Below are 12,388 nucleotides of genomic sequence, written 5' to 3' on the forward strand. Positions count from 1 at the left end.
ATGAAGAAATTACCACATGTAGTTCATAAAAAAATACTTGTTTTAGGTTTGGCAAAAAGCGGTACTGCAGCAGCTGAAACGCTACATGACTTAGGAGCATTTGTTACTGTGAATGATGCAAAGCCATTCGAGCAAAATGAAAATGCTCAGTACTTGTTGTCAAAAGGTTTAACTGTTATTTGTGGAAGTCATCCGGAAGATATCTTAGATGAAGGCTTTAGTTTAATCGTCAAGAATCCTGGAATACCTTATAACAATCCAGTTATTACAGAGGCAAATAAAAGAGGAATACCTGTATGGACAGAAGTAGAACTTGCGTATCGTATTAGCGATGCTCCAATGATCGGAATAACCGGTTCAAATGGAAAGACTACAACTACTACATTGATATTTGAAATGCTTGCAGCTGCCGATAAAAAGCCCAAAATAGCTGGTAATATTGGTACAGTTGCAACTACTGTTGCAAAAGAAGCGACAGCAGAGAATATTATCGTAACCGAATTATCTTCATTTCAGCTTATGGGTACAGAAGAGTTAAAGCCAAAAGTTTCTGTACTACTTAACTTATATGAAGCGCATTTAGATTACCATAAAGATTTTCAGGAATATACAGATGCTAAATTTAAAATTACCCAACAACAAGATGCTACTGATTGGCTAGTTTATAATGGAGAACAGCAAATAGTGAAAGACTATGCTCAAATGAGTAAGGCAGCCAAAATACCTTTTTATGTTAGTAGTAAGACAAAAGAGGGTATAAGTGCAGATGAGCTATACGTCTACTGGAACGGTGAACGATTATTTGAACGATCTATTATTGCGCTGAGAGGTAAGCATAATTTAGAGAATGTACTTGCTGCGACAGCGACAGCATTACTGATGAAATGTCCTATTGAAGCTATTATACAAGTATTATCAACATTCCACGGGGTTAAACATCGTACTCAATTCATCAGGGAATGGAAAGGCCGTAAATTTTATAATGACTCAAAAGCTACAAATGCACTTGCAACTAAAAGTGCTCTAGAAGGTTTTACAGAGCCAGTTATATTAATAGCAGGTGGTGTGGACCGCGGCCATTCATTTGATGAACTAATACCTTACTTAGATCGTGTGAAAGCATTATTCCATTACGGAGCAACTAAAGATCGATTGCAAAAGTTTGGAGAAGAGCAAGGAATCTCCTCGGTAGTTAGCACAGAAACCTTAGGTGAAGCATTTAAAATAGCATTAGCGACTTCATCCGAAGGGGATATCGTATTGCTTTCACCTTCATGTGCAAGTTGGGATCAATATGAAAGCTTTGAGATTCGTGGAGATGAATTTATCGACCATGTTACATCTTTAAAAGAGTAATGAAAGGATGACCTAAACGAAAGATACAAGAAAATTTATTTTCCTATCTTCTGTATTGTTTTTATCCATCATTGGTATATTCTTTGTCCACTCAGCGGGTTCCTATTGGAGCGAAGTCCATTACAAAGGACAAATGCCATTTGCATTAAAACAAGCAGCATATCTTATTGTAGGGATAGTTGGAGCCTTCATTATTCAAAAGGCAAGTTTCATACGGTCTGATGGATTTTGGAGAGGATTATATATAGTTGCAATTCTCATGCTAATCGGCGTTTTAATCCCTGGTATTGGAGTGGTTCGAAATGGATCACAAAGTTGGATTTCTCTTGGATTTATGAATTTTCAACCAGCAGAGTTAGCTAAAATAGCAGTATTAGGAGTGTTAGCTAACTCTCTAGCAAATGTAAAAAATTCTAGAATGAAAATGTATATTCAAAGTGGCCTTTTGTTATTATTGCCAATTGGCTTTATCATGGTTCAACCAGACTTTGGTTCCGCTTTTGTATTGGTTGTTGCTGTATTCTTTTTATTGTTTGCAGCAGGACTTCCGTTCAAGTTCTTTCTTTGGATAGGTATGAGTGGCATTATTGCTTTTGTACTGCTAATTGTTTCTGCTCCATACCGACTTGTGCGAATACAAGCCTTTCTAGATCCTTGGAATGACCCACTGGGATCCGGATTTCAAGCAATACAATCATTGCTTGCAATAGGTCCAGCAGGATTATTTGGTTTTGGGTATGGAAATAGCCGCCAGAAGTTTTTGTATTTGCCTGAACCACAAAATGATTTCATCTTTTCTATTTTATTGGAGGAGTCAGGTTTCATCGGTGGGTTCATAATCGTATTAGCATTTTTAACGTTTTTTTCAACCAGTTTTTCGATGGCTGCGCGTGCAAAAACACGTGAACGTCAGTTAATGATTATTGGATTTACCTCTCTATTAGCAGTACAAACATTTTTAAATATGGGGGTAGTTACAGGTCTATTGCCAGTGACTGGGGTAACCTTGCCATTCATCAGTTATGGAGGTTCTTCGTTAGTGATGACCTGGGGGATTATTGGAATTATTTTAAACTTAGCTCAAGAAACTGAAAAAGAAGGGAGGCGGTAGAATGGAAAAAATCATCGATATTGAAGATCGTATACCTACCTTAAAAGAACGCAGAAGACGTAGAACAAATAAAAAATTTTCCATTCTACTTTTTCTCTTTGTTACTACGTTATTAATAGTTTTATATTTTCAATCCTCTTACAGTCAGGTTCAAAAGATTACAGTGAACGGTGAAAAACTAGTACCTAAAGAATTGTACATAGAGGAGAGTACCTTGAATATTGGCGAGTCGATGTGGAGTTTTAATGAAAGTAAAATTGAAAACCTCTTGGCTAAGAACGCATGGATAGAATCAGTTCAAGTTAAGCGAAAGTGGTTAACATCCGTTCATATTCAAGTTAATGAGTTTCATCAAATAGGTTATTTAGAGGATGGAGATTTTCTTCATATAATTTTAGAAAATGGACAGATTATTAAAACAGATGGACAAGTTTTACCAAAGGATGGACCTATCTTTTCAGGTTTTGACAATGAAAAAAACCGTTTGAGGATGATAAAAGAATTAAAAGTATTGGACAGCGAAGTGTTAACAGGTATTTCTCAAATTAAATATGCACCAACTGAAAATGATGCATACTCTATCCAAGTATTTATGAATGATGGAAATGAAGTTAAGGCGATCATTCCGTCATTCGGAGAAAAAATGAATTTTTATCCTTCCATTGTTTCTCAGCTAAATCCCGAAGTGAAGGGTGTTATTGATTTGGAAGTAGGGACATTTTTCCAACCATTTAAAGATGTGTATAATGTACCAGTAGAAGAGGAGGTTGTGGAAAGTGAAGAAGACCAAACTCCTTAAAGTACCATCTAGAGGGCTTATTACTATATCGATGGTAAGTTTAGTGTTAGGATTTATACTTGCATATTCGTATAGTATCTCATCTGAAGATAACGAAAAAAACGCTTCAAATCTCTCGAATTTCCAAGAACAAGAAAAGTATAGAGAAAAATTAGTGGAACAAAAAGAACGCAATAAAGAGCTAACAGAAGAAATTACTGATAAGCAACAAAAAATCCGTGCTTTTGAACATTCTTTTGTAGAGAGTGAAGAAAGTGTAGAAGAATTAGTAGAGGAAGCAGAAATACTTCGATTATTGATTGGAGATATTCCCTCACAAGGAAAAGGTATTACTGTTTCATTGGAAGACGGAGCTTATAATCCTTCTCAAGAAAATCCAAATGACTATATAGTACATGAAAGTCACGTATTCAAAGTGATTAATGAGCTTAAAATATCTGGTGCAGAAGCTATATCTATTAATGGCCAAAGACTTCATGCAAACTCTTATATAAGATGTACAGGCCCAGTGATTGTAGTAGATGGAAAGACCTTTCCAGCACCATTTACGATTGAAGCAGTAGGAGATCCGAAAGTATTGCTTTCTTCCGTAAATCTAGGAGGAGGTGTTGTTGACCAACTTACTAGTGATAATATAGTGGTGACTGTAGGAGAAAAAGATTTAATAACAATGCCTGCTTTACGTGAAGATGATTATAGCTAACTAATATAGTAATGCTACTCAACTGGGTGGGGTTTCTTCAATTCCCACTGGTAGTAAAACGGGATTTAAGGAGGCCGAATAATGAGAAAAACCGTCTATATTCGGTTTACTATAGTTTTGTTAATAATTGGATTTATGTTAGCGATACAATTTAACACAGTTCAAAATCCTGAAACAAGAGATACACGAGATATATGGGCTATTCGTCAAGAATTATCCAAAGAAACCGAAACACATTCCGAGCTGCTTTCGGAAATTTATGTATTAGATCAAACAATCTTGAAATATGGAAACATGGTAAGCGAAAGTGCAGAACTTGCTTTACAGGATACAGTAGAACAATTAAAAAAAGATATAGGTCTGGTTGAACATACGGGTCCAGGAATTATTATTAAAGTGGAGCCATCCTTAGAAAGCGTAGCACTTGGACAACCTGTGGAAGGTATTTCACCAGATTTGCTCATCCGACTTATCAATGAAATCAATCGTTTTAAAGCAAATGATATTGAAGTGGATGGTAAACGAATTATCTATTCTTCCCCAATTAGAGATGTAAATGGTAAAACTACAGTGAATAATATACCAGTAAGAAATGCACCATTTACTATTAAAATTGGAACCTCCACTTTTGAGGATGCGCAAAAAATGTATAATCAGTTAGAGGCCTCCACAATCGGAGATGACTTTTATATTGATAATTTAAAACTGAAGATTGGTAAGCCCGAGCAAAATATCACGATTTCCTCTTATGACCAAGCTCTAAATAACCAATTCTTAAAAGAAGTACCGGAAGGGGAGTCATGAAATGTGGTTGCCATTATTAGGGCTGATACTTGGGATTTCCCTCGGTTTATTAACGGAAATACAAATCCCTGAAATATATGAAAGCTATTTGTCTATAGCGGTATTGGCAGCACTTGATACTCTATTTGGAGGCATACGTGCACATCTACAGCATGTCTATGATGACAAAGTATTCGTTTCAGGATTTTTCTTCAATATAGCCCTTGCTGCAGCTTTAGCATTTTTAGGTGTACACTTAGGGATAGATTTATACCTAGCGGCGATTTTTGCGTTTGGTGTACGATTATTTCAGAATATAGCAGTTATCCGTCGAATTTTGCTCACAAAATGGTCAGAAAGAAAAAATTAATAAATTATTAGGTTTAAATTGACTATTTCTTTAGAAAATTTTAGACTTTATACTATTTTTACACTAGAATAATAAATAAAGAGTTCTTAGGAGGTGCCACGGGTTGAATCAATCAGAATTATACGTATCACTAGATATTGGGTCGTCTTCCATTAAGGTCTTAATAGGCGAAATGAATGAAGACTCGCTGCACGTAATTGGTGTTGGAAATGTAAAATCAAACGGAATTAGAAAAGGCACCATCGTAGATATAGATGCAACAGTTCAATCAATTAAAAAAGCGGTAAGTGAAGCCGAAAGAATGATCGGTATGTCTATTAATGAAATTGTATTAGGTATTCCGGCAAATATGGCAAATATACAAAATGTTAAGGGAGTAGTGGCTGTTAATCGTGATGATAGAGAAATAACTGATGGTGACTTAGAACGTGTTATAGAGTCAGCTCAAGTTATGTCTATTCCTCCTGAGAGAGAGCTTATTAATATAGCACCAAAACAATTCATCGTCGATCACTTAGAAGAAATTAAGGATCCACGTGGAATGATCGGGACACGTTTGGAGCTTGACGGTATTATGATGACTACATCCAAAACAATTTTACATAACGTGTTAAGATGTGTGGAAAGAGCTGGCCTTCAAATTAGAGAGATTTACTTACAGCCTTTAGCTGGTGGACACTTTGCATTAACGGAAGACGAAAAAAATCATGGGACAGCTTATATCGATATAGGTGGTGGTTCCACGACGATTGCTATTTTCAATGAAGGCCATTTAGTCAGCACTTCCGTTATTCCAGTTGGCGGTGACCATATTACAAAAGATTTATCGATTGTCTTAAAAACACCAACTGAACAAGCTGAAATGATTAAACTAAAATATGGACATGCTTTCTATGATGATGCTTCAGATGATGAACTATTTGAAGTACCAGTAATAGGTGCAGATATGAAAGAACAATACTCACAACGTTATATTGCGGAAATCATTGGAGTTCGACTAGAGGAATTATTTGAAATGGTTCTAGAAGAATTTTATCGACTTGGGTTACAAGACTTACCAGGCGGAGTAGTTATTACTGGTGGAGTTTCTAAACTAGAAGGCTTAGGACAGTTAGCAAGACATATCCTTCAAACAAGAGTGAGACTATATACTCCAGATTACATTGGGGTTCGAGAACCTCAATATACAACTGCAGTTGGTCTTATAAGATATGCCTATAAAGAAGATCTTTTCTATGGTAAAATTGGTGATAGCCATGCGTTAGCGCATTCGGTTTCAAATGAAGCAGTTGCCGTTTCTAAAAAACAAAAACAGTCTGCTCAATCGACTAATGAACACAAGGATAGCGCCATGACAAAAGCAAAGAGATTTTTTGACAAGTTTTTTGAATAACAAACCATTTATCATAGCAGATAGAACATAGGAGGCAATAGCATGTTAGAATTTGAAACAAATGAAGATCAATTAGCGATCATTAAAGTTATTGGAGTAGGTGGTGGCGGTAATAACGCTGTAAATCGTATGATTGAACATGGTGTTCAAGGTGTAGATTTTATCGCTGTTAATACGGATGCGCAAGCACTTAATATGTCAAAAGCCGAAGTGAAATTACAAATTGGTGGAAAACTAACTCGTGGACTTGGTGCAGGAGCAAACCCTGAAGTCGGGAAAAAAGCAGCTGAAGAAAGTAAAGAGTTAATCGAGGAAGCTCTTAGAGGAGCGGATATGGTATTCGTAACAGCCGGTATGGGTGGCGGTACTGGAACTGGTGCAGCACCAGTTATTGCTCAAATCGCACGTGATTTAGGGGCATTAACAGTAGGTGTTGTAACACGTCCATTTACTTTTGAGGGGCGTAAACGTGCTACTCAAGCAGTAGGTGGAATTAGTATGATGAAAGAATCAGTAGACACATTAATCGTCATTCCAAATGATCGTTTGTTAGAAATCGTTGATAAAAACACGCCAATGCTAGAAGCATTCAGAGAAGCGGATAATGTTTTACGTCAAGGGGTTCAAGGTATTTCTGATTTGATCGCTGTACCTGGTCTTATCAATCTTGACTTTGCAGATGTTAAAACTATTATGTCTAACAAAGGTGCTGCTCTGATGGGTATCGGTATTTCTGCAGGAGAAAATCGTGCAGCTGAAGCGGCGAAAAAGGCTATTTCAAGTCCACTGCTTGAAACTTCAATAGACGGTGCGACAGGAGTCTTGATGAATATTACTGGTGGATCTAACTTAAGTCTATTTGAAGTGCAAGAAGCAGCTGATATTGTTGCCTCTGCATCCGATGAAGAAGTTAATATGATCTTCGGTTCGGTTATTAATGATAACTTAAAAGATGAAATAGTTGTAACTGTAATTGCAACAGGATTCAATGAAGAGTTAATCACACAAAAACAACCGCGTAGCACAGGATTTGGTGGAAACAGAGCACCACAACAACCAACAACAGCACCTATTAGAGAACAACGTAAAGAAGAAGTGCCGCAACAACAAGCGCCTCAACAAGAACGTCATGTTTCTCATAACCAACAAGAGGATGCGTTAGATATCCCAACTTTCTTAAGAAATCGTCAACGCAGAAACTAAATTAATATGCAAAAAGCAATCACTTCGGTGGTTGCTTTTTTTTTTTGAGTAAGTATATAAAAGTTATCGTTAATACTGGGTTCATGATAACTTCTTTGAATGGATTATCCTGCTGATTTCCGTTTCAAGTGGGGTTCAAAGACTAAGAGCGCCACATCGTGTGGCAATGCCTTCGTGACCAACATCTTTTTGTCCTCCGTGGGGTGAGCGATGAGCTATCACCGTCGCTAACGCGTCGATGTGATATCTCATCTGTCTCACTCATCCCACTGGAGTCGCCACCTGCCACTGCAATCAAATATAAGTAGTACTCCACTATAAGGGTATAGCATTGTTTTTCGCTTAGATGATCAGGTTGGTCAAAAATTAGAAAGTAACCAATTATTTGTAATCGCTTTTCAATTAGAAATACTATAATCCAAAGAAGGATGAAGAAAGTAGATTTTCTTTCATACTGGTGGAAATTAAGAGAAATAATAAGTGTTCATTAAGTAAAACAGCAAAATTGCAAACGAAATTACATCTTCGAGAGCTTTCTCTATTAATAGTTAGTATTTATTCTCTAGTTATCCAAAACCGAACTAACCTGTTTCTAAAAGTTGTAGGAGGGCGGCGGAAAGACAAATGCCAAAGATTACTGAGAAAAAGGGATGGTGTTCGTGACGTCAGTCACGAACACCATCTTAAAAAAAATCAATCGGTAATCATACAGCAAAACTTCTGTCCAAAGCACTCCAGAAACGATAGAAACAGGTTTTTACCTTCAAGGACCGTGTATCTTTTGCCCGGTTTTTCTTATGCATTACAAAGATGGAGGATATAAACTTTACACGACTTTTTGTTAAATCAAAATTTTTCCTAGTTATTATTATGTCGTAAAAAAAGAACGTTTTTGAACGGTCTTTTGACAAATTTCTTACACTTTAGATGCTAAGCTTTAATCAAAAGGAGGGAAGTTATGTATGCGGAAGTAATGATTGTAACCAATACTTTTTTCAATTACACCGTTTTAGCATTTGCCAATAAAATTGGGTGGATTGAAAATCAGAAAAGGTATTTATTTCTTTCTGCTCTAACAGCTGGAGTAATTACAGTCGTTTTCTCTCATTCTTTATTCGCAATATTTTTATCGTTTTTTGTAATGATTTCAATCGCTTTTTGGAAAAAACGTTCACAGATAATTAAAGCAATTATATTAACATTACTTGCTAGTGTCTTTGCTGGAGGATTGCTTACAGCTATCGCACCTTTGTATGACAATAGTGGTAATTTGTTTATGATTATTAATTTTGCCTTAATAGCGACTGGTGGTTTATATTTTTTGACAAAAAATGTATTGCATTTAAATATAGCAAATTCCGAAAGAGAGCTATTATATTCATCCAACGTTACGTTATTTGGAGTTTCTCAAGAATTAACCCTTTTTATAGATTCGGGAAATGTGTGTACAGAACCATTATCCAATGATCCTGTTCACTTTGTAGCGGCAGAAATGTTGCAAGAGATATTACCATATGAGTTATTTAAAGCAATTAGTGAATGGGAGTTTGAGGGAAGTGCTAGTTTGGATAAGATACCAAAAGAGTATGTTAGCAAATTACGATTAATACCAATTGCAACGATACAAAAACATAAAACATGGGTTATTGGTATCAAGTATGATCAGTGGTTGGTTGACGGTCAACCGTTACCTAAAGGATATATTGTGATGACGAAAGCAAAAGAAAAGTTTCCACATGAGGCGGATGGAATACTGCAAAGTTCCTCATATTTTCACTTGAAGAAAAGGAGTGTAGGCTAATGCTGATGAAATGGTTCCGTAAAGTTTATTATTGGGTACTATCTTTTAGACGAAAAAGTGTACATTATATTGGAGGCAATGAATCATTACCTAAACCATTATCGAGAGAAGAAGAAAGAGAAATGTTACTCGCATTTATGGATGGCGATGATCATGCAAGAGATGTACTAATTGAAAGAAACTTAAGGTTAGTTGTTTATATTGCGAGAAGATTTGATCAAACAAATACAAATATAGAAGATCTTATAAGTATTGGTTCTATAGGTCTTATAAAGGCAGTAGAAACATTTAATCTAGATAAAGGTATCAAGCTTGCCACTTATGCATCTAGATGTATAGAGAACGAAATTTTAATGCATTTACGAAAGACGAACCGTATGAAGTCAGAGGTTTCTTTTGATGAACCTTTAAATTCGGATTCAGATGGCAATGAACTATTATTATCAGATATTTTAGGGACTAGTGAAGATTTAATCATTGAAGATGTGGAAAAAAAACTAGAGCGCCAACATGTGTTCGAAGCAATAAATTTACTTGGAAATAGAGAAAAATATATAATGCAATGTCGGTTTGGGTTAAACGGCAAGGAAGAAATGACTCAAAAAGAAGTTGCTGATCATTTAGGTATTTCACAATCATATATATCCCGATTAGAAAAGAAAATAATATTGGATTTAAAGGAGCTCTTAAACGAACCTATTGCTTAATGGGTGAAATTGGATAGTATCATAAAGAATAATCTTACCTATACCGGACAAACTGACTTAGAACAATTAAAAAGTCCGGAGGAAGATCTATGACGAGAACAAAAGTTGAATTATGCGGCATTGATACATCTAAGCTTCCTTTACTTAAGCATGAAGAAATGAAAGAATTATTTATCCGATTACAAGCTGGTGAAGAATCTGTTAAAGACGAACTAGTAATGTGTAATTTAAGGTTAGTTTTAAGTCTAGTACAAAGGTTTGCTTACAGGGGAGAGCAAGCTGATGATCTGTTTCAAGTTGGTTGTATTGGACTCATCAAGTCTATTGAGAACTTCGATCTAAAGCATAACGTCCGTTTTTCTACGTATGCAGTTCCTATGATTATTGGAGAAATAAAAAGACATTTACGTGATCACCATTCAGTACGAGTATCAAGATCTTTGAGAGATATTGCATATAAAGCTATGAAAGCAAAGGAACAGTTTATAAACGAGCATTTACAAGAGCCAACCTTGGATGATTTATCCAAAGAGCTAGATATTCCGGTGGAAGATATTTTAATTGCTTTAGATGCCATTCAGGATCCAGTGTCTTTGCAAGAACCGATATTCAGTGACGGTGGCGATGCTATTTATATGATGGACCAATTATGCGACAATGATGTATCGGAAGATCAATGGGTCACTTATTTTACTGTGAAAGAAAGTTTTCAGAAGCTAGATACAAGACAAAAGAAAATATTAACGAAGAGAATTTACTATGGTGCAACGCAAACAGAAATAGCGATGGACTTAGGGCTATCACAAGCGCAGATATCTCGATTGGAAAAGAGTGCTTTATCAACTATTCAAAGTCAATTGAATCCATAATATTACTTCAGCAAAGACAGACGTTTTTTTCTTTATAGAAAAAAACGTTTTTCTGTTTCATAAATTTAGAAAACGACAATAGTTAATACGTTTTGCAAGTCCCTGGGTTAATATTTCCCGGTTTGCGTGTAAAACTTTGACGAAAGCATGTTGTTGAAAGTGTGTATTCATCCTAACAAAGCTAGTAAAAGAGTTCCCTTATGAGTAAATCCAAACAAAGGTTTCATCATAATGGAATGGGTTTTTTTCCTATTTCGTTCATATACTAAATAAAGGGGGTTAGTGATGAAATTTTCAGATGCACAGCAAAAAGAAGTAATAGAAGCGAAAAGTGGTCAATTATTAGGCTATATCGTGGATGCAGAAATTGATAAAGACACTGGTTTTATTATTTCATTTATAGTAGAGGAAAATGGCGCTTATCCAACTTTTTTTAATAAAAAAAGAGAAACGAAGAAAATAGCAGTACAAAATATAGCGATAATTGGAAAAGATGTTATAATTGTCTCAAAAATATAGTCTTATAATGTTCTTCATTGATAAAACAACTTTTCATTGATACAATAAATATAAACAATTGATGAAAAGTTGGGTTTCGAATGACAAATGTAAAACAAAATTTAGAACAAATTCAACAACGTATGCAAAGTGCTAGCAATCGAGCAAATAGAAAGTTAGAAGATATAACTCTAATTGCAGTTACAAAGGAAGTTTCTGTTAATCGAACAAATGAAGTAATCGAGAATCGTGTTATGCATTTGGGTGAAAATAGACCAGAGGGTTTAAAGAAGAAGTTAGATGCCATTTCTAGTGATGTTCAATGGCATTACATAGGGTCACTTCAAACAAGAAAAGTGAAATCAGTAATTAATCATATAAAATACCTCCATTCATTGGATCGGATGAGTCTTGCAGATGAAATTGAGAAAAGAGCTACCTCTACGAAGGATTGTTTTGTACAAGTAAACGTATCGCAAGAAGAGTCAAAGCATGGTCTTCCTTATGATGAAGTAGAAGCATTTATAGATCAACTCCACAACCATGAAAAAATTCGTGTTATTGGACTTATGACGATGGCTCCTAATACAGAAGATGACACAATCATCCGAAATGTTTTTCAAAAATTGAAGCAACTTCAAAGTAAAATAGCAGCTAAACAAATAGTTAACGCACCTTGTACAGAACTTTCCATGGGAATGTCTGGAGACTATGAAATAGCAATAGAAGAAGGTGCTACCTTTATAAGAATTGGAACAGCATTGGTTGGAAAAGAGAAGGAGGGTATTGAATAGC

Annotated in this window: 13 protein-coding genes; all 13 read left to right on the forward strand. The window is 35.6% G+C overall.

Annotated features, from left to right (window positions below; all coding sequences use genetic code 11):
* Complete coding sequence (gene murD, locus MKX39_RS05555) at window positions 1–1,356, forward strand: UDP-N-acetylmuramoyl-L-alanine--D-glutamate ligase (protein WP_340768686.1); 1,356 nt, start codon at window positions 1–3, stop codon at window positions 1,354–1,356.
* 55 nt (window positions 1,357–1,411) lie between these two features.
* Window positions 1,412–2,467: an FtsW/RodA/SpoVE family cell cycle protein gene (locus MKX39_RS05560; RefSeq protein WP_322788060.1), complete on the forward strand. Its 1,056-nt coding sequence runs from the start codon at window positions 1,412–1,414 to the stop codon at window positions 2,465–2,467.
* A gap of 1 nt (window position 2,468) precedes the next feature.
* Window positions 2,469–3,266, forward strand: a complete 798-nt coding sequence (locus tag MKX39_RS05565; protein ID WP_340768688.1) for a cell division protein FtsQ/DivIB — start codon at window positions 2,469–2,471, stop codon at window positions 3,264–3,266.
* Window positions 3,267–3,297: 31 nt separating this feature from the next.
* A complete protein-coding gene (locus MKX39_RS05570; protein ID WP_093535741.1) occupies window positions 3,298–3,969 on the forward strand; it encodes a DUF881 domain-containing protein in 672 nt (223 codons plus the stop codon).
* Window positions 3,970–4,050: 81 nt separating this feature from the next.
* Window positions 4,051–4,773: a DUF881 domain-containing protein gene (locus MKX39_RS05575; protein WP_093535314.1), complete on the forward strand. Its 723-nt coding sequence runs from the start codon at window positions 4,051–4,053 to the stop codon at window positions 4,771–4,773.
* Window position 4,774: 1 nt separating this feature from the next.
* Entirely contained in the window at window positions 4,775–5,122 is a 348-nt protein-coding gene (locus MKX39_RS05580) for a small basic family protein (RefSeq protein WP_093535312.1), read from the forward strand.
* A 103-nt stretch (window positions 5,123–5,225) separates the two neighbouring features.
* Complete coding sequence (gene ftsA / locus MKX39_RS05585; protein WP_093535310.1) at window positions 5,226–6,515, forward strand: cell division protein FtsA; 1,290 nt, start codon at window positions 5,226–5,228, stop codon at window positions 6,513–6,515.
* A 42-nt stretch (window positions 6,516–6,557) separates the two neighbouring features.
* The gene (gene ftsZ, locus MKX39_RS05590; RefSeq protein ID WP_093535308.1) at window positions 6,558–7,718 is read left to right on the forward strand and encodes a cell division protein FtsZ; all 1,161 of its coding nucleotides are present in this window, start codon (window positions 6,558–6,560) and stop codon (window positions 7,716–7,718) included.
* Window positions 7,719–8,676: 958 nt separating this feature from the next.
* Entirely contained in the window at window positions 8,677–9,519 is an 843-nt protein-coding gene (locus MKX39_RS05595) for a sigma-E processing peptidase SpoIIGA (RefSeq protein ID WP_093535306.1), read from the forward strand.
* Window positions 9,519–10,226 (forward strand): RNA polymerase sporulation sigma factor SigE, encoded by a 708-nt coding sequence (sigE, locus tag MKX39_RS05600; RefSeq protein ID WP_093535304.1) that lies wholly within the window; start codon window positions 9,519–9,521, stop codon window positions 10,224–10,226. The genes MKX39_RS05595 and sigE overlap by 1 nt, the downstream gene beginning before the upstream one ends.
* A gap of 89 nt (window positions 10,227–10,315) precedes the next feature.
* A complete protein-coding gene (gene sigG, locus MKX39_RS05605; protein WP_093535302.1) occupies window positions 10,316–11,095 on the forward strand; it encodes an RNA polymerase sporulation sigma factor SigG in 780 nt (259 codons plus the stop codon).
* Window positions 11,096–11,380: 285 nt separating this feature from the next.
* A complete protein-coding gene (locus tag MKX39_RS05610) occupies window positions 11,381–11,614 on the forward strand; it encodes a YlmC/YmxH family sporulation protein (RefSeq protein WP_093535300.1) in 234 nt (77 codons plus the stop codon).
* A gap of 80 nt (window positions 11,615–11,694) precedes the next feature.
* The gene (locus tag MKX39_RS05615) at window positions 11,695–12,387 is read left to right on the forward strand and encodes a YggS family pyridoxal phosphate-dependent enzyme (RefSeq protein ID WP_093535298.1); all 693 of its coding nucleotides are present in this window, start codon (window positions 11,695–11,697) and stop codon (window positions 12,385–12,387) included.
* The last annotated feature ends 1 nt before the right edge of the window (window position 12,388 follow it).

It is taken from the genome of Psychrobacillus sp. FSL K6-1464 (genome assembly GCF_038003145.1).
Lineage (GTDB): Bacteria > Bacillota > Bacilli > Bacillales_A > Planococcaceae > Psychrobacillus > Psychrobacillus psychrotolerans.